24 protein-coding genes and 3 pseudogenes are annotated in these 25,398 nt (G+C 64.2%); 10 read left to right on the top strand and 17 right to left on the bottom strand.

Annotation, left to right across the window (positions count from 1 at the left end; genetic code table 11):
• A pseudogene (locus tag R1101_RS0102930) lies at positions 1–514 on the bottom strand (sugar transferase); the annotation flags it as partial.
• A 560-nt stretch (positions 515–1,074) separates the two neighbouring features.
• Between R1101_RS0102930 and R1101_RS0102935 the strand changes: the two are divergent.
• Together R1101_RS0102935 and R1101_RS31480 are read left to right on the top strand one after the other, a co-directional pair.
• Positions 1,075–1,998 carry a UTP--glucose-1-phosphate uridylyltransferase gene (locus R1101_RS0102935; RefSeq protein ID WP_026002813.1) on the top strand — a complete coding sequence of 308 codons (924 nt, stop codon included), beginning with the start codon at positions 1,075–1,077 and terminating at the stop codon, positions 1,996–1,998.
• A gap of 430 nt (positions 1,999–2,428) precedes the next feature.
• A pseudogene (locus R1101_RS31480) lies at positions 2,429–2,584 on the top strand (helix-turn-helix domain-containing protein); the annotation flags it as partial.
• Positions 2,585–2,692: 108 nt separating this feature from the next.
• Here the strand turns inward: R1101_RS31480 and R1101_RS30810 are convergent.
• Positions 2,693–3,016 carry a hypothetical protein gene (locus R1101_RS30810; protein WP_016932001.1) on the bottom strand — a complete coding sequence of 108 codons (324 nt, stop codon included), beginning with the start codon at positions 3,014–3,016 and terminating at the stop codon, positions 2,693–2,695.
• 399 nt (positions 3,017–3,415) lie between these two features.
• On the opposite strand from R1101_RS30810, the gene R1101_RS0102945 reads away from it, so the two are divergent.
• Together R1101_RS0102945 and R1101_RS25740 are read left to right on the top strand one after the other, a co-directional pair.
• Positions 3,416–4,222 (top strand): aspartate dehydrogenase domain-containing protein, encoded by an 807-nt coding sequence (locus tag R1101_RS0102945; protein WP_232284660.1) that lies wholly within the window; start codon positions 3,416–3,418, stop codon positions 4,220–4,222.
• Positions 4,223–4,492: 270 nt separating this feature from the next.
• Positions 4,493–4,870: a hypothetical protein gene (locus R1101_RS25740; protein WP_016932003.1), complete on the top strand. Its 378-nt coding sequence runs from the start codon at positions 4,493–4,495 to the stop codon at positions 4,868–4,870.
• 201 nt (positions 4,871–5,071) lie between these two features.
• On the opposite strand, the gene R1101_RS30575 is transcribed toward R1101_RS25740, so the two are convergent.
• Entirely contained in the window at positions 5,072–5,221 is a 150-nt protein-coding gene (locus tag R1101_RS30575) for a hypothetical protein (protein WP_016932004.1), read from the bottom strand.
• Positions 5,222–5,527: 306 nt separating this feature from the next.
• On the bottom strand, positions 5,528–7,642 hold the full coding sequence (locus R1101_RS0102965) for an acyltransferase family protein (protein WP_016932006.1): 2,115 nt from the start codon (positions 7,640–7,642) through the stop codon (positions 5,528–5,530).
• A gap of 207 nt (positions 7,643–7,849) precedes the next feature.
• Here R1101_RS0102965 and R1101_RS0102970 point away from each other — a divergent pair, with 207 nt between their 5' ends.
• Both R1101_RS0102970 and R1101_RS0102975 read left to right on the top strand, forming a co-directional pair.
• Positions 7,850–9,067 (top strand): IS110 family transposase, encoded by a 1,218-nt coding sequence (locus R1101_RS0102970; protein WP_026002814.1) that lies wholly within the window; start codon positions 7,850–7,852, stop codon positions 9,065–9,067.
• Positions 9,068–9,656: 589 nt separating this feature from the next.
• A complete protein-coding gene (locus tag R1101_RS0102975) occupies positions 9,657–10,031 on the top strand; it encodes a hypothetical protein (RefSeq protein WP_037222034.1) in 375 nt (124 codons plus the stop codon).
• A 269-nt stretch (positions 10,032–10,300) separates the two neighbouring features.
• Here the strand turns inward: R1101_RS0102975 and R1101_RS0102980 are convergent, their stop codons facing one another.
• Positions 10,301–10,792 carry an acyltransferase gene (locus tag R1101_RS0102980; RefSeq protein ID WP_016932009.1) on the bottom strand — a complete coding sequence of 164 codons (492 nt, stop codon included), beginning with the start codon at positions 10,790–10,792 and terminating at the stop codon, positions 10,301–10,303.
• On the bottom strand, positions 10,789–10,959 hold the full coding sequence (locus R1101_RS0102985) for a hypothetical protein (protein ID WP_157179114.1): 171 nt from the start codon (positions 10,957–10,959) through the stop codon (positions 10,789–10,791). The genes R1101_RS0102980 and R1101_RS0102985 overlap by 4 nt, the downstream gene beginning before the upstream one ends.
• Positions 10,960–11,267: 308 nt before the next feature.
• On the opposite strand from R1101_RS0102985, the pseudogene R1101_RS30815 reads away from it, so the two are divergent.
• Positions 11,268–11,381, top strand: a pseudogene (locus R1101_RS30815) (hypothetical protein); the annotation flags it as partial.
• A 32-nt stretch (positions 11,382–11,413) separates the two neighbouring features.
• Positions 11,414–11,593, top strand: coding sequence for a hypothetical protein (locus tag R1101_RS30820; protein ID WP_016932012.1), 180 nt, complete (start codon positions 11,414–11,416; stop codon positions 11,591–11,593).
• A 10-nt stretch (positions 11,594–11,603) separates the two neighbouring features.
• On the opposite strand, the gene R1101_RS0103000 is transcribed toward R1101_RS30820, so the two are convergent.
• From R1101_RS0103000 to R1101_RS0103015, 3 genes are all read right to left on the bottom strand, one after another.
• A complete protein-coding gene (locus tag R1101_RS0103000; RefSeq protein WP_016932013.1) occupies positions 11,604–12,524 on the bottom strand; it encodes an SDR family oxidoreductase in 921 nt (306 codons plus the stop codon).
• 511 nt (positions 12,525–13,035) lie between these two features.
• Positions 13,036–14,475: a sugar transferase gene (locus R1101_RS0103010; RefSeq protein ID WP_016932015.1), complete on the bottom strand. Its 1,440-nt coding sequence runs from the start codon at positions 14,473–14,475 to the stop codon at positions 13,036–13,038.
• 484 nt (positions 14,476–14,959) lie between these two features.
• The gene (locus R1101_RS0103015) at positions 14,960–15,601 is read right to left on the bottom strand and encodes a DUF305 domain-containing protein (RefSeq protein ID WP_026002816.1); all 642 of its coding nucleotides are present in this window, start codon (positions 15,599–15,601) and stop codon (positions 14,960–14,962) included.
• 190 nt (positions 15,602–15,791) lie between these two features.
• On the opposite strand from R1101_RS0103015, the gene R1101_RS0103020 reads away from it, so the two are divergent.
• Together R1101_RS0103020 and R1101_RS0103025 are read left to right on the top strand one after the other, a co-directional pair.
• Entirely contained in the window at positions 15,792–16,478 is a 687-nt protein-coding gene (locus tag R1101_RS0103020; protein WP_016932017.1) for a response regulator transcription factor, read from the top strand.
• The gene (locus tag R1101_RS0103025; protein WP_016932018.1) at positions 16,475–17,593 is read left to right on the top strand and encodes a sensor histidine kinase; all 1,119 of its coding nucleotides are present in this window, start codon (positions 16,475–16,477) and stop codon (positions 17,591–17,593) included. The genes R1101_RS0103020 and R1101_RS0103025 overlap by 4 nt, the downstream gene beginning before the upstream one ends.
• Here R1101_RS0103025 and R1101_RS0103030 read toward each other — a convergent pair.
• The 8 genes from R1101_RS0103030 to R1101_RS0103065 form a co-directional block, all read right to left on the bottom strand.
• A complete protein-coding gene (locus R1101_RS0103030) occupies positions 17,584–18,021 on the bottom strand; it encodes an SRPBCC family protein (protein ID WP_016932019.1) in 438 nt (145 codons plus the stop codon). The genes R1101_RS0103025 and R1101_RS0103030 overlap by 10 nt on opposite strands.
• 78 nt (positions 18,022–18,099) lie before the next feature.
• Positions 18,100–19,071 carry a choloylglycine hydrolase gene (gene bsh, locus R1101_RS0103035; protein ID WP_016932020.1) on the bottom strand — a complete coding sequence of 324 codons (972 nt, stop codon included), beginning with the start codon at positions 19,069–19,071 and terminating at the stop codon, positions 18,100–18,102.
• A gap of 85 nt (positions 19,072–19,156) precedes the next feature.
• Positions 19,157–20,686 carry a flavin-containing monooxygenase gene (locus R1101_RS0103040; protein WP_037222037.1) on the bottom strand — a complete coding sequence of 510 codons (1,530 nt, stop codon included), beginning with the start codon at positions 20,684–20,686 and terminating at the stop codon, positions 19,157–19,159.
• Positions 20,683–21,543, bottom strand: a complete 861-nt coding sequence (locus R1101_RS0103045; RefSeq protein WP_016932022.1) for an alpha/beta fold hydrolase — start codon at positions 21,541–21,543, stop codon at positions 20,683–20,685. The genes R1101_RS0103040 and R1101_RS0103045 overlap by 4 nt, the downstream gene beginning before the upstream one ends.
• Positions 21,543–22,307, bottom strand: a complete 765-nt coding sequence (locus R1101_RS0103050) for an aspartate/glutamate racemase family protein (protein WP_016932023.1) — start codon at positions 22,305–22,307, stop codon at positions 21,543–21,545. The genes R1101_RS0103045 and R1101_RS0103050 overlap by 1 nt, the downstream gene beginning before the upstream one ends.
• The gene (locus R1101_RS0103055) at positions 22,304–23,641 is read right to left on the bottom strand and encodes an acetylornithine deacetylase (protein ID WP_016932024.1); all 1,338 of its coding nucleotides are present in this window, start codon (positions 23,639–23,641) and stop codon (positions 22,304–22,306) included. Before R1101_RS0103055 ends, R1101_RS0103050 begins: the two co-directional genes overlap by 4 nt.
• Positions 23,638–24,969 (bottom strand): amidase, encoded by a 1,332-nt coding sequence (locus tag R1101_RS0103060; RefSeq protein ID WP_016932025.1) that lies wholly within the window; start codon positions 24,967–24,969, stop codon positions 23,638–23,640. The genes R1101_RS0103055 and R1101_RS0103060 overlap by 4 nt, the downstream gene beginning before the upstream one ends.
• Positions 24,966–25,398, bottom strand: a 433-nt coding sequence (locus tag R1101_RS0103065; RefSeq protein ID WP_016932026.1) for a VOC family protein, incomplete at its 5' end; no start/stop codon positions are given. The genes R1101_RS0103065 and R1101_RS0103060, both read right to left, overlap by 4 nt.

Below are 25,398 nucleotides of genomic sequence, written 5' to 3' on the forward strand. Positions count from 1 at the left end.
GCGCACCACCGACCACCAGCACCGACGTCTGGAACTCACCCCGAGCCCGCTTGCGCGCGATCACCTTCCGCCACACCCACCGAGTGAGCAACAAACCGACGAGACCCACCGGCAGTGCAGTTGCCAAATATCCACGTGCCAGTTCCAGGCGGAATACGAGTGCGATGATCGCGATGAACCCGAATAGTCGAGCGGTACTCGATACGACACGTTGATATTCGCTATGACCTGCGCCGATGACACGCCGAGACCGAGTACGGAACAAGGCGAGAGTGATCAGCCAGAGACCGGCAAGCCCCACCGAGATGAGGGCATAGCTGAGTTCGGAGACCGGCTCTGTTGTCGATAGGTCGCCCTGCCCGAATCGGACGGTGTGGGCCACAACGACGGCCAGCACAACGACAATCACGTCGGACCAGATCAATCGGCTGATGTAGGACTGCTGCCAGTTTCTACGGTTCGCCGAACCCGGCGGTTGACGCTGTCCACGAATGGAATTGGCGTAGTCCCCCACGAGGGCATCGGGTACGCCGTGACTCGCCTCCCCGACGGCGGTCATAGCCCAACCACCCACATCGTTGTCTCCTCCCCGAGACACCTACTGCTCGCACGAACAAGCAACGCCGGACCCGATCCGCGTACCCTCCCCGGTCGCGTGACCTGCCCGTTGCGTGCCCAGCCGGGCGCAGTTCTTCCAGTTGTATGCGTGTCGCTCCTATGCGAAAACGCTCGTTGAGACTGTAACGTTACTTACGAGATCTGGCAGCTTGAACAGTCGTCCAGATGGAACCTTCTCTTTGAATGTGCCGCGCGGTTACATTTGGCGACGCGATCCGCGTTTACAGGTTCCGGCGAAGGCAATCCTCCCTGCTATCTTGCACTTTCGGTGCACTCTCCGATTCGCGAACCCGCAGGGCGGCCCCTAGACTGCGCTTACCGACCCCACGTGATGCGGGATTGACGGTCGGAATCTCGAAGGTGAGATGTATCTCACCATTGCTCAACGTTTTGACCGTGCATTCGCGGGTATTCCGGCGCGGTCATGCGCTCGACAGGGGAGGCGAGGGTAGAACCATGCAAGAAGTAGGAGTGCGCAAAGCTTTCCGCACAGCAGTGGTACCGGCGGCAGGGATGGGCACCAGATTCCTGCCGGCCACAAAGACTGTGCCGAAGGAGCTGTTGCCGGTGGTCGACACCCCGGGCATCGAACTCGTCGCGACGGAAGCCGCCCAGTCGGGAGCTCAACGACTTCTCATCGTGACGGCTCCCGGAAAGGACGGAGTGGTCGCGCATTTCGTCGACGACTTCGACCTCGAGAAGCACCTCGAGGCCAAGGGCAAGCTCGAGCTGCTCGAGAAGGTACGCCGCGCACCGAATCTGCTCACGGTCGGATCGGTTGTCCAGGAGAAGCCGCTCGGTCTGGGGCACGCTGTCGGCTGCGCCGAAGCCGCTCTGGAGCCCGACGAAGATGCGATCGCCGTTCTTCTCCCGGACGACCTCGTGCAACCGAGCGGCATCCTGGAAACGATGGCTCGTGTCCGCGCCAAGCGTGGAGGAAGCGTGCTGTGCGCCATCGACGTTCCGAAGAGCCAGGTGAGCTCGTACGGCGTATTCGAGGTCGAGGAAGTACCCGACGTCGCAAATCCGGATGTTCTGCGAGTTCGCGGCATGGTGGAGAAGCCCGCTCTTGCCGACGCTCCCTCCACGCTTGCTGCCGCCGGTCGTTACCTCCTCGATCGTGAGATCTTCGACGCCCTTCGCCGGATCAAGCCGGGTGCCGGCGGAGAACTTCAATTGACCGACGCGATTGCGCTGCTGATCGAAGAAGGTCACCCGGTCCACGTCGTCGTGCATCGCGGGACCCGCCATGACCTTGGCAACCCTGGTGGATATCTCCGTGCAGCCGTCGACGCGGCACTCGACAGTGACGAATACGGCGACGGACTCCGCAAGTGGCTCCACGAGCGGCTTGATCTTGGCTCCTCTAACGCCGACTGAGCGAAGTGCGATCGAATCACATCGATGGGACTTAGGTCCTTGTTTCGATGTGCCGTATGGCACCGATTCTGGTTAAATTCTCAAGTGTGTTGCCTCCCTGCAACATGCCCCTTCCCCTCCCCGGGAATTGGCAGCACCTGAGCCCCGCTGGCTCCTCCCCCTGCCAGCGGGGCTCGCGCTACTTGGGGACCCCTATAGGCGTTGACGCCCCTCCGCATGGATGCCAAGATGATCAACCACGCGCTCGAATGCGTGTGCGAAAACTGAAAACAGATGGCCCGCCGCGACTGGCATCGCGACGGGCCGGATGTCCGACTAAGTAGGAGTCGAACATGCGTCAGCATACCTATGCGCAGGTGACATCGTGAGCATCGAAGCGATCACATGGGCGCTCGAACGCGCCGAAATTCCGTCCCCGACTCCGCCCGGGATGCCCTCGGCACCAGCGCTGACGGTGGTCCTGCTCGGCTTGGCCAATCACGCGTCCCGTCACGGCGCGGACGCATATCCATCCGTGCGGACACTCGCCGGGTACGCCCGCATCAGCGAACGCCAAGTACAGCGTTGCTTGAAGGCGCTCGCAACCCTCGGCCTCATTTCCCGGGGTGATCAAGAGCGGATTGCGGCGACAATTTCTCGCGAAGACCGCCGACCCGTCCTCTACAACCTGTCGATGAAGCGGGGTGACACGTCGTCACCCCGCAGCTCCGAACGAGGTGACAAGACGAAGCGTCACGGGGTGACAGGAACGACCGAGCGGGGTGACACCCCGGTCACCCGAACCGTCCTTGAACCAAGAGATGAACCTGCTGCACTCCCCCACGCGTCGAAGCGCACCGGCGCTGTCGAACCCGAAGCGCAACAGCCCTCTTCCCTCGATCAACTGGCCACGGCGTGCCGCCGGGCCGGCCTCACTGCCCGGTTCGATACTCTGACAGCCGCGAAGCGCGCACTCGTCGAACAGTCCATCGACACCCATGGAGTACACGCCCTCATACGTGCCGCGCTCGAACGTCATCGACCCTGGGATCCGGCTCGTTCCGCGGCGGCGTGGATCCCGGCCTGGCAGTCATTGCAACCACCCCGGCCGAAACTCCCACCGCGGTGCGGTGGGTGCGATGAGTACGGCTGGTTACCCGACGACGAGCTCGGGCGCGCAGTACGGTGCCCGTGCCGTCAGGTGACGTCGCACAGGATGCCCGCTCCGTTCCAAGAAGCGATGCCGTTGGCTGCGTGAACACACTCGCCGCCGTCGACAACGCGCTGCCTCCCTATTCGACGTGATAGCAACATATTCCGATCATCGGACGGCGTCGCGCGAGACACGATGACGTCGTGAGTCGGACATCGTGGACCTCTTCCCTCGGTACCATGAGCCCGTAGTCACGAATACGAGCGGCGGTATACCGCAGAGGATGTGAGGCAACTGGCACCCCAAGGAATCGAGCGTCGACCGATCGCAGTGTGCGTCGTCGGAGCCGGCACGATCGGACAGACCGTGATCGACGCTCTGCGCGACGACACGGTGCCGGGTGTGAGCCTCGCGGCCGTGCTCACCTCACGAAGCAGTACAGAGGAGACCGACGCTGCGTTCGACACCGCCGACATCGTGGTGGAATCAGCCACCGTCGACGCAGCCCGCACCCTGCTGCCCGACGCGGTGCAACGCGGTAAGGACATCGTCGTCTGCTCATGCGGTGTCTTCGCCGAGCGCGGCTTCGATGCGGAATCGTTCGCGGCGGGACCAGGACGTGTGCTGCTCCCGACGGGCGCGATCGGTGGCTTCGACATTCTGGCCTCGGCGGCACGAGCAGGCACACGCGACGCCCGCCTGACTCACACCACGATCAAACGACCCAGTGCTCTCGGCATCGAAGAAAGTCTGGACGCGGAACGTGAGGTGTTCCGAGGATCGGCCAGAGAAGCAGCACTGACCTTCCCTCGAACTTCGAACTCGTCGGTGGCTCTCGCGTTCGCGACGCTCGGGCTCGATCGGGTCGAGGTAGTGGTCATTGCCGACCCGGGTGCCGCCAGCACACGTCACATAGTGAAGTGGGAGTCACCGCTCGGCCGATACGAGTTGATGTTCGAGAACTCGATCGACCCGGCGTCGGACGGGCGCACCTCCGCGATCACTGCCTGGTCGGTGGTCGAGGTTCTTGCGGCCCTGTCGCGGGGAATCGGGTCAGGTGCGGTCGTGCTGGGGCCTCCTCGGAGAAAGTAGTGCGCTCCGAAGTGGCCCGATGCCCTCGCCTGGAGGACATTGTCGCTTTCGCGTGTTTGACGAAGAATTTCGGGACGAAAGTCCTCCCCGGGCGGTCCGAACCGTAACCACTTCTGTCACATTCGTGTTTCCTGATGGTTCTCCAGGTAGCGGCAGATGAACCAGTGCTGTACACAGTGTGAAACAACACATTTCGCAGGTGAAGGTGTAACCCCCTACCGGGAGTGGCTATTCGGTTTCACCTGACCTACTCGCACCCTGGAGCAGCCTGTGACGACATCATCGCCTTCCGACCGACCGGCACGGGTACTTTTCCTCGGCACTCCCTCCAACGCCGTCGCACTCGACCGATGGAGAGAACTGCAGGAGAGTCTCGATCTCGCAGGCATCGAGACCATCACTGCCTTCGAAGGCGAAGTGGATTACGCGATCCTCACCGAGGACATCCTCGACGGCTACTGCACTACCGCCGAAGCACTCACCCTTCAGAAGCTCCGGGCTCGAGGGGTCACGTGCGCAAGCACATGCGCCGGCCCCGAGCAGATCCTTACAGCGCTGGCGGAAGCCTCCGCCGACGTTGCTTCGGTCGTGCCGATCTCGGCAGCCAGGGGACGCACTTACGGAGGGGCTGTACGCAGCGCGGTCTGACCCTCCAGAACGACGTCGTGCGCGTCGGTGGATACCCACCGACGCGCACGACTCGTTTGTTGCGGCTCAACCCTGGGCGACAGCATCCGCCGTTGAGGTGGGCCGTCGAGCCTTCACGTAGCCCGATTCCATCGACTGCTCGTACCACGAGCGATCCAGGCACCGTCAGAGTTGCTGCTGCCCGCCCTGGGCGCGACAAGCTCAGCCGGCGTCCCGCCACTGCTCGTCGTCCTGGTGGAGCGACGGCGGGATCTCGCGTTTGTCGCGGGCGCGGATGACACGGCCGAAGACGATCGCGACGGCCACCGATACGGCGAGCCACCCGACGATCAGCCAGAAAACCCAGTTCACATATCGAACAACGTATGAAGTCCCCGGTTTGTTACTGCCGGGTAAGGAAGTCACCTGCAGATTCACCCGTTCGCATGACACTGTTCGGATTACACGGGGCTCGCGTCCTTCATTCGAAGGAGCCAGCCGGCCCGGTCCGCCTTCTGGCGGACGATCCTAGCCGACGACCTCAACCATGCGAGCGGGGAACCTTCGGCACAACCCCAGGGAGCCGAGCTGCATCACGGCCCACAGGAACCAACCCTTGGGGATGCACTGGTGGGGAGGGGAACCCATTCCCTCCCCACCAGCGCTAATTCGGAGCTGTCAAGCAGCAGGCAAGTGAGGTCGGATTCGTTCTAGCAGGTAAGGCGCTAGAGACCTGGAATACGTAGCGGTGATGTGACCGCCAGTGTCACGTGCGACCACGACGTTGCCGATGACAGCCGGACACCAACCGTCGCTGCAGTACAGATCGGTCATATCGACCACTGCAGCGTCAGCGATAGCGTTCGCGGCAGTGACCAGGTTGTCTGCTTTTTCGGTAGCGCTGGATATTGGTGTGCCGCATTGAGCGATGTCGTCGCTATCCGCTCCGAACCGCGTCATGCAGGAAATGACGTCTTCGGAGATTGACGGGTTGTCAGCGATCGCAACGACTTTGCTGCCGCGCTCGATCACCGGGGTCCAGGCCGCGTGGAAGGCCTCGACATCTCCATACTTTCGAGAGGCGGTCGTGAGGATTAGGTCGTAAGGATCGCCCGCGAGCAGTTCTTCTTGAATGCTGGCCATGACGGAGCCGCAGTTGTCCGTGGGTCTGATCTCCCACTGACAGTCGTAGCCCACGAACGCCCGAAGGCTCCAATTTTCTGTGACTACGAACTGGCTGAGTGCCGGCAGCAGCATTGCGGCATGGGAGTCTCCGATGAGCGCTACACGCAGCGCGTCGTCCTTGGTGGAGCCGATACGGCAGGTCGGCATGGGGCCGTCCTTCTGGCGCCAGCAGGAATATGCGCCCTGTGTGTCCTTCGCGAAGGTATCCAGGCGAGGGGTCAACGAATCCAGGTTCACCGACGGATCACACTGCGCTTTGTTGACCATTGCTGCCGCACCGAAACACGGGTCGGCATTCTCGATCGACTCCTCCACACCGGCGACGTAGAGCGACTCATACTGTTCACCTGCGCGATTGGTTCGATCCGAGAGCTGAATCAGCATCGCGCTGGCGACCACAACAGCCGCCGTGATGAATCCAGTAGTCCGCCAGAAAGACGGGCTGAGCTCCACTTCCGACGTTCTCACCCGGACCGACGTAGGCCTCTCAAGCCACTTGGAACGACGAATCGGGTCCTCGAAGTACGTGAACGACACGTGAGCGAGGACGAGGGCGGCGATCGCAGCAACCACGAAGTAGACAGTGTCTTCCGGCATGACCGCAGCAAGCACCACGATGACCGGCCAGTGCCACAAGTACAGCGAGTAGGAGGTGCGACCGAAGTACAGCGCCACACGGTTAGTGAGCATCGGAACGCCCCGGACCTGTGAGCCGTGGAACGCGGCAACGACAAGTGCAGTGGACAAGACGGGAAGCGCTGCACCCGGCGCCGGGAACTGAGTCTCGGACGTGATGACGAACAGTGACGCGATAACACCGGCCAGCCCGATGTACGCAAGCACCGGACGTATCGGGTCCGGGAGCTTCATCAGTACCGGACCAGCGATGGCGAGAAGCGCGCCGACTCCGAGTTCCCACACTCGGGTGAAGGTTGAGAAGTACGCCGACGTGGGCTCATTGGAGCTTTGCAGCATGGCCCATATGAATGATGTCGCAACCATGGTGAACATTGCTGCGCCCAGCGCACCTTGCCGTATGGAGCTGCGCTTGCGTCGATGCGACCTGCGGGTGATCCAAAACAGGCCGAGAAGAACCACGGGCCACACGAAGTAGAACTGCTCTTCTACCGACAGAGACCAGTAGTGCTGGATGGGCGAAGGTGGAAGGCCTTCTTGGAAGTAGTCGGTACCGACTTGTTCGAACCGCCAGTTCGCGGCGAATGCCGCGGCCCAGAGAGCGTCAACCAAGGTTTCCTTCGCTCGGGTGGCAGGAAATGTGATGTACGCCGCGAGGACAGTAACGGTCAGGACGAGCAATGCGGCCGGGATGATTCGCCGCACTCGTCGGATATAGAAGTTGGGGAAAGAGATCGTTCCGCTTTCCGTGCGTTCTCGAAGTAGTAGGCCAGTAATGAAAAAGCCGGAGAGCACGAAGAATATGTCGACGCCGACGAAGCCGCCTGTGGGCCATCCGAGAAGGTGATCGGCGAAGACGGCGAGGACTGCGACCGCGCGCATTCCTTCGAGGTCTGGCCGGAAATTGCTGACCTTCTTCTCTTTCTTCTCAACTGCATGTCGCCGGCCGGGTTCGCCGATGGTCGTGGTCATTGTTCCCCTCGATTCGTTAGCCCCCTCCCCGAGGGCTCTCGTGATGGTATGTCGTGCTGCGGCATCGGCAACCGCTGATATGAGTTGAGTCAGTCCTTCACAAACACCTCCGGAGGTGTCAGGAAGGGAATGTCGTAGTTCCCGTTCTGAAGGAGTCGAGCGTTCGGGCGCTCCGCTCCTCGCTGACACCCCCCGGAGGTGTTCATCGTGCCTGTGCATGCCGCTCCAGTCACACCGTCCACGATCGTCGTGGCCGTCGACGTCGGCAAGACCATCGCATCGGTCGCGGCGACCGACACCGGTCGCCACCGATTGTTCGGGCCGGTCGACATCGCCATGACCCGCTCCGACCTGAGGCTGCTCGTAGACCGACTCACCCGTAGTTTCCCGCCGTCGCCGCAGGTCAAGATCGGTATCGAAGCCGCCGGCCACTACCACCGGCCGATGCTCGACTACCCGTTGTGGCCTGCGGGATGGGAGATCCTCGAACTCAATCCCGCCCGGGTCGGCGAACAACGCCGCATCCACGGCCGCCGGCGGATCAAGACCGACGCCATCGACCTCGACGCAATCACCGACCTGCTCCTGACCGGCCAAGGACAACCGGTCACCCGCCCCGACCGGGTGCTCGGTGAGCTCACCGCCTGGGCCACCCACCGGATGCGGCGGGTCACCACCCGCACCGCGACGAAGAACCAGCTCCTCGGCCAACTCGACCGGGCCTTTCCCGGCCTGACCCGGGCACTGCCGGACGTACTGGGCACCAGAATCGGCCGTCTGGTCGCGGCCGAGTTCAGCGACCCGGCCCGCCTGGCCACCCTCGGATCGAGCCGGCTGATCCGCTTCGCCGCCCATCGGGGCCTGCGGGTGCAGCGCCCGCTGGCGGAGCGTCTGATCACCGCCGCCCGCGAGGCGTTGCCCACCAGCGACGCGGTGATCGCTCGCCGGATCCTGACCGCGGATCTGGAATTGCTGACCGATCTCGACACCCAGATCACCGCGGCCGAGGCCGAACTGGCCGCCCTGCTGCCACGGACCCCGTTCGCCACGTTGACCACCACCCCCGGATGGGGTGTGGTCCGCGTCGCGAACTACGGTGCCGCACTAGGAGATCCCGGGCGGTGGCCGGGGCCACGGCAGATCTACCGAGCGTCGGGATTGTCGCCGATGCAGTACGAATCCGCCGGCCACCGCCGCGACGGAGGCATCAGCCGCGAAGGCAGCGTCACGCTGCGCCGATCCCTGATCGATCTCGGCCTCGGGTTGTGGCTGACCGAACCCGCCGCGAGGGCCTATGCCGCGGGCTTGAAGGCCCGGGGCAAGCACGGTGGGATCATCGCCTGCGCCCTGGCCCACCGCGCCAACCGCATCGCCTACGCAATGACCCGCGACCACAACGACTACGACACCACCTGCTGGTCCTGACCGTGAGACACCAGCCGACGTCGACCTGGAGAAAGGACCCGAGAGCGCTGCCCCCTTCCCGAAGCCCGACCGGGGGTGTCACGCTGGAGGGGGTGAAGGGACCGGAATCGATGCCGATGCCGCTATGGCGGACCGCCCAGCAGTTACGCCGTCCCTAGCTTGGCACCCGGCCCTTCGCCACTACAGCAGCCCGAACGACGCCAGATGACCCACCTCCGGTGAGGTCGCATACGTCAGCGTGGGCGCTTCGGCCCCCCGACCCGGCGTCGACACCCCCGGTCACACAGCGGTATCTCCTGAACGTCCGCCGCTTGGACGGCGCTACCGCACGTCACCACGAAGGATTGACAGAACCTATAGCCAGCTAGGGATCGCCGCACGCTGGAGTGACGGTCCAGTGCAACGGCACGTTCCTGTCAGCCCTCACGACCATCGCCAGAACCGACCGGAACGCAACATCCGCTAGCCGACCCGCCCGTAACGCAGCCTGGTGAGGAATCGTTCACGACTGGCACCGCCGCCGGTGGCACGGCGTGGCGTACGGGGCGACCGCGGCAACATTCGCGGCTGCGCACCATTCGCGGGGCCGATGAACGACTACGTCGCCATGCACTTCAAGTTCTGGGCCTTACCGGAGGACACCACCACGCCGAAGGACCGGCACGCCGACGAGTTCAAGGCGCGTGGCCTGAACCATCGCACTGCCTCCACGCAAATCATGACCGTGACCGGCGGTCACCTGAGCCCCGATCACTACCGTCCGACCGAGCTCGTGGATTTCTACACGCACGCACTCACGGTCGGCAATGTCGAGCAGGAACATCCTAGGCCGACATCCGGTGCTCGCGTCCGAGTCGGTGGGGCGTGTGTCGATGCTGCGGTCAGGGCCAGGCAGGGTGGCGCGTGGGTGGACTCTGGTCTGCGCTTCCGCCAGGACGGCGCGTGGAGCCAGAGGTCGCACTAGTCAACGCCACTCCGGACGGTGTCGTACATGCTGTCCACGACTGCACTTGAGTGGACCGTGTCATTGCATCCGCACATCACCGGATCGCCGAAAGTACTGACGGTGGAGCTGCTGCATTCTGGCCTTCGGAGTGAGCGGTCGAGAATGAGTCGCAACCGATTGGCCCGAACAGACGCTGCGATTCCCTCCCCTACATAGCCGCAGGTAGGACAGTTTGAGCCTCCGCGAGGAGTACTCGACCAGGGGAGTGTCCCACGAGGGCAGGTGGGTCACACGTCCAAGTCTCGCTTACGGATTGCGGGCACGCCAGCATAGAGCCCGTTCGGCTCGCAGTCCTTCGTGACGACCGCGCCGGGCGCGACGATGCAACCAGCCCCGATCGTGACCCCGGGATTGACGATGACCCCGGCGCCGAGCCATGCGCCATCTCCGATGATGACCGGTTGAAAGTTGGTGGGATCGCTGGCCCGCTTGACGCTGGGGCCGATCTCGTGGGTGCCGGTCATGACGATCACTCGCGGACCGAACGACACGTTGTCACCGATATTGATGCCACCCGTGGGATGAAGCGAGCAGCCTGTATTGAGGAACGCTCCGTCGCCGATGGTCAGCCCGGATATATCGCCGCCGACGGTCATGCCGTGCATGATGCGAGCGCGGCCGATCTTCGCGCCTGCTGCCCGGAGCAGCGTAAGTCGCACCTTCGAGTGCAGGAGCGCGGATGCGGCGGGACTGTTGGCGAGCCAACCCTTGATCGTCATTCAGCAGATCCTGCCCCGTGGAGCATCTCGATGCGCTTCTCGGGGTGGCGCTCGTAGTAGGTGCCGTGGTCCTGCGTGTACTTGAAGATGCCACCCATCACAGCGATGGTGATTGCGACGAGCACGGCGAGCGCCCACCAGTAGACAGGCTTGATCCTGACATCCATTAAGTGCATGAGGTGCATTCTCCGTGAGGGTGCCTAGGGGTGCATCTCGAGTGCCGGCGCGGCACCAGGCGCTCAGCTACGCAACGACGATCAATGCGGACATGAACAGGCCGGCGAGTGCGCCTCCGGCTAGGCCCCACAAGATGTCGATCTGCGTGTCGTTCATGGAGGGGATTGTTTCTCATCCTCGCTATGGTCCTCGCATCTGACCCGCTCGTAACGCATCTGCGTGGACGGTACGGGAGTCGCCCGCGCTGTTCCTCGTCTGTTTCGCAAACCTGGCTGAGCCCAGCCGCCCACACCGACTCATGAATCAACTCAGCGAAGCAGTACTTGCCCTTCCCCGCACGCTGAACTCGTCCGTAGCCCTCGCATTGGCGACGATCGGCCTCGACCGTGTCGAAGTCGTCGTTGTCGCACACCCGGATGCGACGAGCATCCGCCCCATCGTCGAATGGAGTTCGCCGGTCAGGAATTACGAGCGGACCTCACCAACGCGATTGATCCCACCTTGGGAGGTCGCACGTCCGCGATCACGGCGTGGTCCGTGACCGCCGTCGTCGCGGCACAGCTCCAGAGCGTGGACTCGGACGCGGTGGTACTCGTCTCGAACCTGTCCCCCGTTGCGGGGTGAGGCGATCTGTTTACGGCGACGGCATCCCACCGTTGACGTGGATCGTCGAACCCACCACGTAGCTCGATTCCGGTGACGCCAGGAACACGTAGGCCGGCGCCAGTTCGGTCGGCTGTCCCGCACGCCCGAGCGGGGTGTTCTGCCCGAACTCGGGCAGTTCTTCCTTCGGCTGGCCGTCCGACGGCTGCAACGGCGTCCAGATCGGCCCGGGCGCAACCGCGTTCACACGGATACCCTTCTCCGCCAGCTGGGTCGCCATGTTCTTCGTGAAGTTGTTGATCGCGGCCTTCGTCGACGAGTAGTCGATCAACGCCGGCGACGGCTGGTACGCCACGATCGAGGTGGTGTTGATGATCGTCGAGCCCGGCTGCAGATGCTTCAACGCCGCACGGGTGGTGCGGAACATCGCGAGGATGTTCACCTGGAAGGTCTGCTCGAGCTGATCGTCGGGCAGGTCGTCGAGCCCCTCTACCGCGATTTGCTTGCCCGCATTGTTGACGAGGATGTCCAGTCCACCCAGCTGCTCGACCGCCTGGTTCACGACGTCGGAGCAGAACGAGGCATCCGTCAGATCACCGGGGAGAGTGACCGCCTTGCGACCGCTCTCGGTGATGATGCGTGCGACATTCTTGGCGTCGGGCTCTTCGTCCGGCAGGTACGAGATCGCGACGTCGGCGCCCTCGCGCGCGAACGCGATGGCAGTAGCAGCGCCGATGCCGGAGTCGCCGCCGGTGATCAGCGCCTTGCGACCTTCGAGGCGGCCCGTGCCCCGGTACGAGAATTCGCCGATGTCGGCCTTGGGCACCATGTCGGCGTCGAGTCCCGGCTCGGGCTGATCCTGCTTCGGAGGTGAGATCGACGGGTAGCGAGTAGTCGGATCCTGAAACTTCAGTTGATCGGTCTTGGTGGTGTGCACGTCTTGCTCGGCCATGAGTACCGCCTGTGGATCGATGATGGATCGAAGTGCTCGAGAGCTCGTTGCACAGTGGCTTCCCGAGGCGACGGGACCGCAAACGCCCCGGCACTCACCGAGGGCAATCAGCGCTTGTCCGCCCCGACGGGCAGGCGTGGTGAAGATGAGTCTGCGTCGGTAGGGGCCTCACGTTCGTCTCGCACGCGGATGATCCGGCCGAAGATCATCGCGACGGCAACCGACACGACAGCCCAGCCGAGCAGCACATACAGGATCCAATGCACACTTGGACAACGGTCCAACTCGTGGTTGCGTTACGCCGATGGGCAGACTTCACCCCGAACTTCACCCTGTCGGGCGGGTCACTCCTGTGCTTCGACCTCGAAAGTGGCCGCGAAGAGCAGAGACCCCGCCGGAAGGGCATGCGAATAACCTTCCGGCGGGGCTCGACGTCGCCGTGCAGGGGACGGCGACAGTATGTGACACTAGCGTGTTGTTGATCTTGATTCCAGCGCTACGTCCCTGAGAGTCAGTACGCACCTTCGCTGGCGACGACAGCCTTCACGGTCTTCGCGATGATCAGCACATCGGAGACCATCGACCAGTTCTCCACGTACGACAGATCCAGACGCACCGACTCGTCCCACGACAGATCCGATCGGCCGCTGACCTGCCAGAGACCCGTCACGCCCGGACGAACCAGCAGGCGACGCTTGACCCGGCCGTCGTAGCTCTCCACCTCGCGACGCAGCGGCGGACGCGGACCCACCACGCTCATCTCGCCGCGCACGACGTTGAGGAACTGCGGCAACTCGTCGAGGCTGAACCGACGCAGGACCCGGCCCATGCGAGTGACGCGCGGATCCTCCTTCATCTTGAACAGCAGTCCGGCGCCCTCGTTCTGATCGAGCAAGGCGTCGACCATCTTGTCGGCGTTCTGCACCATCGACCGGAACTTGATCATTCCGAACGGGGTTCCGTCGAGTCCGATGCGCTCGGACTTGTAGAAGATCGGGCCGCCGTCCTCGAGCTTGATCAGCAGCGCCACGATCGCGAACACCGGAGCCAGGCACAGCAGCGCGGAGAGCGAGAATGCGAGGTCGAACAGACGTTTCCCGCTGCGCTTGGCACCGTGATAGCTCGGCTTCTCCACATGGATCAGCGGCAACCCGGCAACCGGACGCATCTCGATGCGCGGGCCGGCCACGTCGACGACACCGGTCGCCACCACCAGATCGGCGCGCTCGGGTTCGAGCTGCCACAGCAGGTCGCGGATGCCTTCGTGGCCGAGCGTCTCGGTGGCGGTCACCGCGACGGTGTCGGCACCCGAGGCGCGCAACGCTTCGACGACGGTGCTCTCGTCGCCGTGGATCGGGATCTGCCGTCCGTCCACATCGATGCTCTCGCCCGGCACACCGGAATAACGCGGCACGCACACACCCACCACGCGATAACCCTCGCCGCTGCGACGCTGAAATGTGCTGGCCATGTGGCGAACTGCGCGAGCGCCACCCACCACGAGCACCGACGTCGTGAATTCACCCTTCCGCCGCCGACGTGCGACCACCCGTCGCCAGACCCACCGGCAGAACAGCAGGCCCGCGAGACCGGCGGGCAGAGCGATGGCGAGATAGCCACGCGCGAGCTCCATCCGGAAGATGAGCGCGACGATGGCGACCAGACCGAAGAGATAGAGCGTCGCCGAGACGACGCGCTGATATTCATCGAAGCCGGCGCCGATCACCCGCCTCGACCGCGTGCGGAAAAGAGCCAGGAAAGCGATCCACGCGACGCCGAACGCGACGGAAATGAGGGTGTAACTCAGCGTTCCGACGCCGTCCATGGTGACCATCGAATCCTGCCCGAACCGCATCACGTGCGCGAGGGCGACTGCCAGCGCGATAACCAGACTGTCGGTGACGAACAGCGTGTCGACGTAGGACTTCTGCCAGTCCCATCGCGTGGACATCCGACTGCCGGCCGGCGCGGCGGCACCGGCGTGGTTAGCCGAAATATCTTGCACAGCATCGCCATTCGCCTGACGAACCGTGGTCATGACGGAAGAACCCTCATTGTGTGTCTCCTCCCCGAGACGCGTCGACACCCGAGTACCTCCCTGCACTCGAAGGTCGACAACCCCGTATATCGAAACCGCATCCTCCGTAGCGGCGCCGATACGTTATGCGATTGAGATCATCGCACAGATTTGTTTCTTACGCGCGACAACAAAGGGGAAGTTTTATCGCCACGTCCGTACCCGCCCCGATTGCGATGCCGACATCGGCGCGCACCAGGGCAGGAGCATCGTTGACGCCGTCGCCGGAACATTTCCCCGTGCGCGCCGTGCCCGCATGTCGATCGCGGCCGGCGTGTTCGTGGGTGTGTTCGTGCACCTGCTGGGACATCGACGGCTCCTCACTCGGCCGACGGGACGAACCGCAAGCGCAGATCGGCTACAGAGTGGTCGACAGCTGACGCATCGTGTCGATTTCCTTCTGCTGGGTGTCGGCGATGGTGCGAGCCAGCTCGACCGTGTCGGGATACCGCCCGTCCTCGATCTCGTCCTGCGCCATCTCGATCGCGCCCTCGTGGTGGACGATCATCTGCTCCAGGTACATACGGGCGGCGGCCACGCCCTGAGCATCGGACAGTGCCTCCATGTCCTGCTCGCTCATCATCCCGTCCATGTGCGGAATCTCGTCCATGTGCGGCATGCCGAGCATGTCGCCTCTGTCCATCCGGGGAGTGTCCTCCCGGTGCATGGGCGTCATGCCCCACTCGTCGAGCCACGCCTCGAACTGCTCGATCTCGGGTTGCTGCTCGGCCTTGATCTGCTCGGCCAGCGCCCTCACCGGCTCCGGGATCCCGTCCTTGGCGAGCAGCATGTCGCTCATCTCGACGGCCTGCGCGTGGTGCGGGATCATCATCCGCGAGAACATCACGTCTTCCTGATCGAACGGCGCGGTGTTCTCGCCGGACGTCGCGGCAGGCGAAGCGCTGGTCGTTCCCTCGTCACTACCGGAACCACTGCACGCCGACGTCGTGAATGCCACCGCCAGCGCGATCGCACCGGCGGCCAGAGCCTTCTTGTTCATGGCATCCACCCTCGCGTGTGCGATCCCGGGTTCGGGTGGAGATCGTATGAAGATTTGCTCGAGAAGTTCGGGCATGTCGTCAGCACCACGGCGGGTGACGATGATGGATCCCATGCCTTCCTCTGTTCGCCCGACGGGAACTTCCGGCGGATCCGCACCCGCCCCCGGCTCGACCGCCCGGATGCGGGCCATGGTCGTCGAAGACGAGGAGTCGTTGGCGAACCTCGTCGGTTCGTATCTCGAACGCGACGGTTTCGACGTGACGATCACCGGCGACGGATCCGAGGCAGTGACGCTCGCCCGCCGGATCGACCCCGACATCCTCGTGCTCGACCTCGGCCTCCCCGGGCTCGACGGCATCGAGGTGTGCCGGCAATTGCGCACCTTCTCCGACGCCTATGTCGTGATGCTCACCGCCCGCACCGATGAGATCGACACCTTGATCGGATTGTCCGTCGGAGCCGACGACTACCTCACGAAACCGTTCAGCCCGCGCGAACTCATGGCCCGCATCCAGGCGATGCTGCGCCGTCCCCGGACGGCAGGGCCGGTGACGGACTCCGCGGGCCGACCGCCCCGGACGTTCGGCGCTCTGTCCATCGACGTCGACGGACGGGAGGTCGCCGTGGGCGACACACCGGTAGCGCTCACCCGCACCGAGTTCGACATCCTCGCCGCCCTGTCCCAGGACCCCGGTGTCGTGTTCACCCGGGCACAGCTCATCGCGGCCGTATGGGGGCAGAACTGGGTCGGCGACGAACACCTCGTGGACGTGCACATCGGCCATCTGCGCCGCAAACTCGGCGACGACGCGACCCAGGGACGCTTCGTGCGCACCGTGCGGGGCGTCGGCTACCGGATGGGCACAGGGCGATGACGGCGTCCTCCCCCACCGGCATGAGCTTCGGCACCCGCCTGTTCGTCGCTTTCATCGCTGTCGTCGTCGGATGCGCCGTCAGTGCATGGCTCGTGGCCTCCGCCCTCGCCCCCGGAATCTTCCACGACCATCTCGGCCAGGCCGGCATCGACCACAATTCGAGTCAGGCGGCGCACGTCGAAGAGGCATTCACCTGGTCGATCGTTCTCGCGTGGGGTCTGGCAGTCGCCCTCGCAGTGCTCCTGGCGTCAGCGGTCAGCTGGTACATCGCACGCCGCATCCAGCGTTCGCTCACGTCGGTGACCACCTCCACTGCGCAGATCGCCGGAGGCCGGTACGACACCCGTGTCGCCGCCCCGGGACTCGGCAGCGAATTCGACCAAGTGGCGGCGAGTTTCAACGAACTCGCACGGCGACTGGAAGCGACCGAAACCACCCGGCGCAGGATGCTGGCCGATCTCGGTCACGAGATGCGGACCCCTATCGCCACACTCGACTCGTATTTCGAGGCACTCGAGGACGGCGTCCGAACCTTCGACGACGACACGCGGCAGATCCTGCGTTCGGCGACCCTCCGATTGGACCGGCTGGCGCAGGACATCACCGCTGTGTCCCGCGCCGAGGAACACCTCACGCGCATCACGCCGGTACCCACCACCACCGGCGCCCTCGTCACCACGGCAGTCGACGCGGTGCGCGAACAGTACGACGGCAAACAGGTGGCGCTGCACGTCGACATCGCAGAATCCGCGCCGGTGACGGTCGATCCGGAACGCCTCGGGCAGGTACTGGCGAACCTGCTGGACAACGCTCTGCGGCACACCCCGGAAGGTGGCACCGTCACCGTCGCCACGCGCATGCTCGATCGCGCGCGGACAGAGATCACCGTGACCGACACGGGCAGCGGAATCTCGTCCGATCACCTCGACCATCTCTTCGACAGGTTCTATCGTGCCGACACCGCACGCGACCGGAACCACGGCGGCACCGGCATCGGGCTGACGATCGCGCGGGCGCTCGTCGAAGCCCATGACGGTCGCATCCGCGCGCACAGCGAAGGACCGGGTCGAGGAGCGCGGTTCACCCTCGAACTGCCGACGGCAGATCAGACGTAGTTGGCCAGGACGAACTCGGTCAGACCCTTCCGGACCGCGTCGACCGCGTGCTTCTGCCCTCGCTTCAGTACGAAACCGGGAACCGGAACCTTCGGTTCGAGCGACATGGTGACATGCACCCGGGTGCCGCGCGCAATCTGTTCGAGGGCGTACTCACCGTCCTGGCTGCGCTGCATCGCGCTGTCGAGGAGAGTCCACGACGTCGACCGTTCGGTCCAGTCGTGCTCGATGGTCTGGGTGTCGGAGAAGCCGAACAGCGACAAGGTCATGCGAACCCGATGCGGGCGGCCGTCGGCATCCCGGGTGAGCACCTCGACACTCTTGTGGGCCGAGGACCATTCCGGGATGCGCTCGACATCTTCGAGCGCGCGCATCACCTGTTCGGGCGCGGCGTCGATGTCGAATCGGTCGGAGACGGTGGCCGCCATGTCGGGTCCTCCTCATAGGCGTGGATGACGCAATACACCGGGAGTTGACCCTGTGTGCCGCCGTCAAACGTGCGGCGATCAGTTCTGCATGAGGATCTTCTGTTCCTTCAGCAGCGGATACGACGCGAGTTCGCTTCCGTCGAGATCCTCCTTGTGCATGTCCACACCGGTGATCTGGCTGTTCTCGTATGTGCGGTAGTAGTAGATGCCCTTGTCCGTATTGCAGCACGACGAGTAGATGGTGATCTCGTACTTGTCGCCGAGCCGGACACATCCTCGCTGCTGCTCGACGGATCCGAGAATGTGGAAGAACTGGCTGATCGCTTCGGATTCGGAATCGCCCGAGATCGAGTTCACCTTGGTGAAGGCGGCTTTGACGAAGCGCGACATCGAGGACAGGTCGCCCGGCAGCCCGACGGCACCGAGACCGCGGCTGTACACGTCGAACGGTATGTCCTTCGAGAAGTGCGGCTCGGGCGGATCGACCGACAAGTTCATGAAGTTGTTGATGTTGAACAGCTGGATATCGAAGGTCGGGTTGTTGGTGAGGACCTGGATCGGATTCTCGTGGACTTTCAGGCCCTCCGCGACGGCTTCGACCGTGACGGACTCGTTCCTGTCGGAGATGATCCAGTGCAGCGGCGACGGCGGGAATGCTTCGCTGAAGGCGGTGTCGACGATCCGCACATCCGCAAGCGCGTCCCGTACCTGCGCGACGGTCTCGAACTGCCCGAGGACCCACGGAACGAACTCGAACGACGCGACGTTGGTGCCGTCCTCGGACGGCGGCTTGTAATCGGCATTGTCGGGAAAATTCAGGCCCGCCATGCTCAGACCTTCGTCGTTGGTCGCGTCGTAGTAGAGCGGATAACCGTCGGCGACGGTCGCTATGCCGATCATGGCGTGATGCGTCTGCAGCGACGGCACCTTGCGGAACTCGAACGGGAAGTTCCGCGGGGTGACCGTCACCGCTTCGCGGTAGGAATATTCGAGATCGAGATTCCGGCCGAAGTAGTGGTCCTTGGCGGTGTAGTTGGCGGCTGTGCACATGCGGCTACCTCCGAACTGTTTCGTCCCACGATATCCGCATATCCGTGGACTCATGGCGCTTCGGCCGGTACGCATACGAGAACGATCAACGCTCCGCCGAGACCACCTCGTTCTTGCCGCTCACCGAGTGCCGCCGCTTCAATTCCTGGGCGGCATGCCGGTACGAGGACGGGCGGGCAGGCAATAGCCATTGCAGCAGGCGGGTGCCTGGGCCGACATTCAGGTCGATCTCGTCGAGAACCTCGTCCACGTGCCGGAGCGAGAAGGGAATGATATTCGTGCCACGAGCCTGCTTACCCTCGGTGCGCTCGATCATCCAGTCCAGTCGTGAGCGGACGAACTCGCGGCGCTCCTCCACGGGCGGAATATCCCCGCCCAGCATGTGATTGACACTCCACAACGCCGCGGCCTCGGCGCTGAGCGGACTGAACAGCGACGACCCATAGCCGACGAAGTACAGGTTGGCCACGTCGTCGGGCAGGATCTGACGGTAGAGCAGGAAGTTGCCGTCATCATCGAACAGGCGTGCCTGCACCTCTGCCGAGAGGAACGGCACTCGCTGTACGAACCCGGTGGCGCAGACGACCACGTCCGCCGGCAGCACCGTTCCATCGTCGAGTTCGGCGACCGGCCGACCGTCCTTCTCTCTCAGAACCACGATGGATCGGCCCCGTCGCACCGAGATCGTGCCGGCCTCGACCTTCTCGTAGAAACCCTCGGTAGCGAGGCTGACCGCGTGACGCACGATCCGCTCGAACGATCCCTCCGGCACCAATCCGGTCCGATCGAGCCGTAGTTGCCGACGGGCGACCTTTTCGACAGCGCCGAGCAGACCGTTCCGGACGAACTTGCCCCGCCCGACCAGAAACCGCCCGAATCCTCGCTGCTCGATGTGCTCGAACAGCCCCTCGCTGAGACGAGTGAGCAGGATGTACTTGTAGTTGAGCACGTTTGCCAGCTTGCGCGGCATTTTCCATGTGACCTCGCGAGCCACGACCGTAGTGGACGCCGCGACCTCGCTCAGCGCCTCGGCTACGTCGCAGGATGATTTGCCGTACCCGACCACCAGCACGTCACGATTCTCCGCATCGGCGAGATCATGGAAATCCGATGCTGCACAGAGCCGGCCGCCCGCTGCCTCGTACTCGCCCTTGCCTTCGTAGGGCGGGACGAACGGATCACAGAAGATACCGTTGGCCACCACGAGGAAGTCGTACTCCCCCACTGTGAGTTCATGCGAGTCGAGGTGCCGACCGGTGACCCTCCACCGCTCGGACACCGGATCCTGATCCGCCGAGACCACTTCGGTGTTCAACCGCAACAGACGCCGGAGTCCGAAATGTTCGACATAGCCTTCGAGGTATCGCTGGACCTGCTCACCGGTAGGCCACTCGGGGTACTCGTCCGGCATCGGGAAGTCCGAGAACGCATACGTGCCCTTGTTGTTCTGCGTAGTGACACCGGGATACCGGCGCGTCACACTCCACACCCCACCGACGTCGGGTGTCCGATCATAGATGTGGACGTCGAAACCGAACTCCGACAGCAATTTCGCCGAACACAGGCCGGCTATACCCGCACCCACCACTGCAACGCTTCGTCCCCGTGCGGTCATGCCTTGTTCGCCTCCGCGGCGTCCTCGGCGAAGAACGCACTCACCAATTGCCGGAAGCGCGCGGCGTGCTCGATCTGAGTCCAGTGACCGCACTTACCGAAGACGTGCAACTGCGAATTGGGAATCAGGCCGAACATCTTCTGCGACGCGGCGACCGGCACCACGCGGTCCTCTCGTCCGTGCAGGATGAGTACCTCGTGCTCGATGGCAGCCAGGTCCTCGTCGGGAACGATCTGTGCGTCCAGCCACCGCTGCCGAGGTGCGGGGAAGACCTGTTCGAAGGCTTCCTGTGCACCCGGCCGGATGGTCGCCCGGTACCGCAGTTCGGCCAGTTCGTCGGTGACCAGAGACCGGTCGTAGGCCATGATGTCCATGATCTTCTTCATGTTCTCGACCGAGGGTGTGTACCCCCAGAGCGCATCGAGTTCGGGCGTGAAGTCGAACTGCACGCCACCGGCTCCCATCAGTACGATTCGGCCGAGACGTTGCGGGTGCCGAACTGCGAGATGCAACGCGAGGCCACCACCGAACGAGTTGCCGACCACGTGCACCTTCGGGATCTGGAGTCCGTCGAGGAGAGCGAGGATCTGATCGATCCAGGTATCGAAGATCTCGAACCGGACCGGATCGGGAAGGGTGGTGTATCCGAAGCCGACAAGATCGGGAGCGATTACTCGACGCTGCTCTGCGAGGGCGGGGATCAGTCCCCGCCAGTTGGCCCATGCCGAAACGCCGGCGCCGGAACCGTGGAGGAGCAGCACCGGAATGCCGTCTCCCTCCCCTACGTCGTGATAGTTGGTTTCGAATCCGGCGGTGCGGATGGTCTGTGCAACTTCGGGATTGACATCGACCTGCATCAGAACTCCTCGGAAGTGAAGACGGAAGCCACCGCGGCGAGCAGGTCGTCCTGCGGCCGCTCGGGAGAGGGGTATGCCTGCTTGCTGTGCGACAGGCCGGTCTGCACGAGCATCTCGCACATCTTGTAGGCCACGACACCGGGATTGAGCACCGGCACGTCGAGGACGGTGGACAGGTGGGCATGACTCCGGTGCATCGTCGTCGAGCCCAGGATGATGACGTCGGCACCGTCCTCCGCAATCGCTGTCTTCGCCTCGCGCTCGAGTGCTGCGAAGACGAAATCCTCCTTGCCTGCCAGTAGTTCGGCGGTGTCGGGACGGACACCGATGTCACGCACGGAAGCGAGCCGGGAAGTGATGCCGTTCTCGCGAGCAGCCTTGTGGTACAACTCGTGCCACTGCGGCCACATGGTGATCACCGAGAACTTCCTGCCGAGCAGGCAGGCCAGCAGCATCGTGGCCTGACTCGGTGCGACGACCGGGATGGACAGCCTCGAGCGCAAGGCGGCGAGCGCCGAATCGCTCATCGAGTTCACACAGACCCCGACGTAACCCTGCTCTTCCGCACGACAACCCGCGTCGAGCACGAAGGCGTCCGCGAGGGTCGTCTCGTAGGCGCTGTCGAGGGCGCCGCCGCCATTGCGTGCCGAGACGAAGACGTTCTCGAACGCCGGGTGCACGAAGTCACCGGAGAGCTGGGCGGCGAAAGCGTCCAGCGCTTCCGGCGGAACCGGAACGGGGACGATGTTCAGTACGCGCTTCACAGGTCGAGTTCCTCTCGGGTACGGGTCAGGGTGTCGACGACCGCGAACGCGATCGCCCGGGTCGCCATCATCACGTCGGTCACCGAGGCGACGCCCATACCGCCGAGACCCTCGTCGAGTTCGGCCGGGGCACTCGCCGGTGGCCAGGGGTAACCGATTCGGGCACAGGGAACTCCGAGACGACGGATAAGGGTCCCGTCGGTCTGTCCGCCCAGCAGCGGGGTGGACTCGTAGGGCCTGCCCTCGACTTCTTCCCAACCGCGTCGACAGCTCCGGATGATCCAGTTGTCGGGGTCGGTCATGCCGCCCGGCAGGGACCCGTACATCTCCCAATCCAGTTCGATGTCGGGATGCCGCGTGCGCAGGGCACGAATCATCTCGGCGAACTGGTGGCGCACCTCGCCGGGTGTGGTCCGTGGATTGACCCGCACGTCGAGATAGATCTCGGTCGCGGCGGACGGGAAGGCCGGCTTGTCCGGGTTTCCGGAGCGGACCGCCGAGATCCACCCCTCCGGCAGCGTCGACCCGGAGGTGTTGCGAGCCGTGTATTCCGGCAGCCACGCCTCGATCGCGTGGATCACCGTGGCCGCGGGCACGATCGACGACCGGAAACCCTCGGTACCGCGACTGATACCGGCGTATCCGAAGGTCCCGCGCACGGTCACCTTGAACCAGCACATCCCGGGTTCCTCCGGGTACACCGCCCACCACGGCTTCAGCACGATCGCGTGGTCGGGCATCATACCGTGGGTGAGCAGGTGGAACACACCGGAGCTCATACCGACCTGGTCGCGGTTGCTCATACTCACCGGCATCCCACCACCGGCGAACCCGATGGCCAGATCACCCAGCAACGGCAGGTCGGCGTCGACGACCGCGTGCAGCACCTCGGTCAATCCCGCCACCATGCACTTCGGATTCGATGCACCGAGCCCGATCACCAGATCACCGTCGACCTTCGCCTCCGGAATCATGTCGGGCCGCAACGATTTCCCGACCCATGGCACGTCGGCCTCGGGGTCGATATGGGTGTCTATGGGCGCGTAGAGGAGTAGTCGGCTACCGCAACCGGCACCGGGCAGCTCACCGATCGCGTTGCCGGTGTGCTCGGAGATCGGCTGGTACCGGGCACCGATACCGACCTTCTCCTGCAAGTAGTTCGCCATGTATTCGGACGCGGGACGCTCCCGACCGGTCGGACTGTGGATATTCACCAGGTCGACGAGCAGGTTCCTGAACCGGTCGGGGTTCAGTTTCGCGCAGACTTTCTCGTACATCTCCCGCCGAGCGGGGTCGAGCGTCACGGCGTCGGTGGTATCGAGAGTGTCGGTCACGGTCGGCCCCCTTCGTGGACCTCGAAACGATGCGCCAGTCCCACGCGGTCGGTCAGGCACGTCGCGATACGGACCAGCCCCTGATCGGCGTGGTGCGGCGCGACGATCTGGATGCCGAGGGGCAGACCTTCGACCCCACGTCCCGCAGGCAGACCGACGGCCGGACATCCGGCAATACTGGCAAGTTTGTTGAACACCGGGTCCCCGGTACCGGCCTCGATCGGCGGGGCCTCACCCGGCGCCGCGAGCGTGACCAGGACGTCGACCTCGGTGAACACACCTCCGACGAACGCTCGGACGTCCCGCAGCACCTGACGCGCCGACTGGATCTCGCTGGGGGTGGCGGTGCGGCCGTCGTGCAGAAAGCGATGCAACTGCTCGGAGACGCGTTCGGCGTGTGGCCGGGCGACACGCTCGGCGAGCGAGGCGGCGGCTTCCGCGGCCATGATCAGGGTGTGCGCACCGTCCAGCGCGCCCAGCGCGTCCGGGACCGGCACGTCCCGTACGTCGGCCACCACACCGCGCAGATTCTCCGCGAACTCGTCGAGCAGCGCGGCTGCGGCCGAGGTGGCCCGGTCCGCCCACGGCGGCCGGAGAATCCCTACCCGAAGCTCGCGCAACGCCGGAAGGACCGACGCCGGCGGAGTGGAGGCTCCGTCGGTCGAGAGCGACTCGTCCATCGCACCCAGCCATGCCGGATGACGAGCGAAGGCACCGACGGTGTCGAAAGTCAGCGCGACGGGAAGGACCCCGTCGAACGGCCACCGCCCGTAGGTCGGCTTCAGCGTGAACACCCCGCAGAACGAACCCGGCCGCAGCACCGACCCTGCGGTCTGGGTGCCGAGTGCGAGCGGCACCTGACCGTCCGCGACGGCAGCTGCGGACCCACTCGACGATCCGCCCGGAGTTCGACCGAGCCCGTGCGGATTCCGGGTCGCAGTAGGCCGGTAGGTAGCGAACTCCGTGGTGGTCGTCTTGCCGAGGATCACGGCGCCGTCGCGCCGGAGCCGGCGGACGACCTCCGCGTCCTGCACGGGTCGCCAACCGGACCACAGACTCGACCCGTAACCGGTCGGCTGGTCGCCGGTCTCGATGATGTCCTTGAGCCCGATGGGAATGCCGTGCAGCGGAGATCGTCGCTCTTCTCCGTCCCGCGCCCGGGCCTGCTCGATCGCAAGACCGGGGTCGAGGTGCGCCCACGCCCCGACTACGTGATCACGCTTCGCGATCCGGTCCAGACAGCGCTCGACGGCAGACACACTCGGGTGCTCGTCGGCGAGGATGCCGGCAATCGGAGAGCCGGTGTCGGAACCGGTCACGGTATTCATCCGGCCTTCTGTGGCTCGTGGCCCCACCGCGACGGCGAGCGGAAGGTCTTGACCTCCCAGCTGTCGGAGTCGATCCTCTCGCCTCCGTAGCCGATCTCGATCGCGAAGCCGGACGGTGTACGCATGTAGAACGACGTGACGCCGTCGTTGGTATGTCGGCCGAAGGTCATCTGCAGTGCGATCCCCGCACCGGTGACGAGATCGTAGGCGCGGCCCACGTCGTCCAGGGATGCCACTTCGATCATCAGATGGTTGAAGTCGCCGCCTGTGAAGCTGAAGCACTCGTTCATCAAGGCCAGGCTGTGATGCCGCGGATTGCAGTGCAGGAAGGTGGCGTCCGCGCCGTCCCAGACGATGTAGTCGGTGAGGTCGAAACCGAGGACGCGGGTGTAGAAGTCGACCGCGGCGGGGTAGTCCTTGCACATCAGG

Source organism: Rhodococcus sp. R1101 (assembly GCF_000278445.1).
In the GTDB taxonomy this organism is placed as follows: Bacteria; Actinomycetota; Actinomycetes; order Mycobacteriales; family Mycobacteriaceae; genus Rhodococcus; species Rhodococcus gordoniae.

Bases quoted from the DNA above. Each gene is read 5' to 3' on its own strand.
- R1101_RS0102935 (WP_026002813.1), top strand. From the start codon at position 1,075: ATGCAAGAAGTAGGAGTGCGCAAAGCTTTCCGCACAGCAGTGGTACCG.
- R1101_RS0102980 (WP_016932009.1), bottom strand. From the start codon at position 10,792: ATGACGATCAAGGGTTGGCTCGCCAACAGTCCCGCCGCATCCGCGCTC.
- R1101_RS0103010 (WP_016932015.1), bottom strand. From the start codon at position 14,475: ATGTCCACGCGATGGGACTGGCAGAAGTCCTACGTCGACACGCTGTTC.
- bsh (WP_016932020.1), bottom strand. From the start codon at position 19,071: ATGTGCACAGCCGCCAACTACACCGCCAAGGACCACTACTTCGGCCGG.
- R1101_RS0103040 (WP_037222037.1), bottom strand. From the start codon at position 20,686: ATGACCGCACGGGGACGAAGCGTTGCAGTGGTGGGTGCGGGTATAGCC.
- R1101_RS0103060 (WP_016932025.1), bottom strand. From the start codon at position 24,969: ATGAATACCGTGACCGGTTCCGACACCGGCTCTCCGATTGCCGGCATC.
- R1101_RS30820 (WP_016932012.1), top strand. From the start codon at position 11,414: ATGGAGTTCGCCGGTCAGGAATTACGAGCGGACCTCACCAACGCGATT.
- R1101_RS0102985 (WP_157179114.1), bottom strand. From the start codon at position 10,959: ATGGATGTCAGGATCAAGCCTGTCTACTGGTGGGCGCTCGCCGTGCTC.
- R1101_RS0103030 (WP_016932019.1), bottom strand. From the start codon at position 18,021: ATGGCGGCCACCGTCTCCGACCGATTCGACATCGACGCCGCGCCCGAA.
- R1101_RS0102975 (WP_037222034.1), top strand. From the start codon at position 9,657: ATGAACGACTACGTCGCCATGCACTTCAAGTTCTGGGCCTTACCGGAG.
- R1101_RS0102965 (WP_016932006.1), bottom strand. From the start codon at position 7,642: ATGACCACGACCATCGGCGAACCCGGCCGGCGACATGCAGTTGAGAAG.
- R1101_RS0103025 (WP_016932018.1), top strand. From the start codon at position 16,475: ATGACGGCGTCCTCCCCCACCGGCATGAGCTTCGGCACCCGCCTGTTC.
- R1101_RS0103000 (WP_016932013.1), bottom strand. From the start codon at position 12,524: ATGGCCGAGCAAGACGTGCACACCACCAAGACCGATCAACTGAAGTTT.
- R1101_RS0103015 (WP_026002816.1), bottom strand. From the start codon at position 15,601: ATGAACAAGAAGGCTCTGGCCGCCGGTGCGATCGCGCTGGCGGTGGCA.
- R1101_RS0103020 (WP_016932017.1), top strand. From the start codon at position 15,792: ATGGTCGTCGAAGACGAGGAGTCGTTGGCGAACCTCGTCGGTTCGTAT.
- R1101_RS30810 (WP_016932001.1), bottom strand. From the start codon at position 3,016: ATGACGTTCGAGCGCGGCACGTATGAGGGCGTGTACTCCATGGGTGTC.
- R1101_RS0103045 (WP_016932022.1), bottom strand. From the start codon at position 21,543: ATGCAGGTCGATGTCAATCCCGAAGTTGCACAGACCATCCGCACCGCC.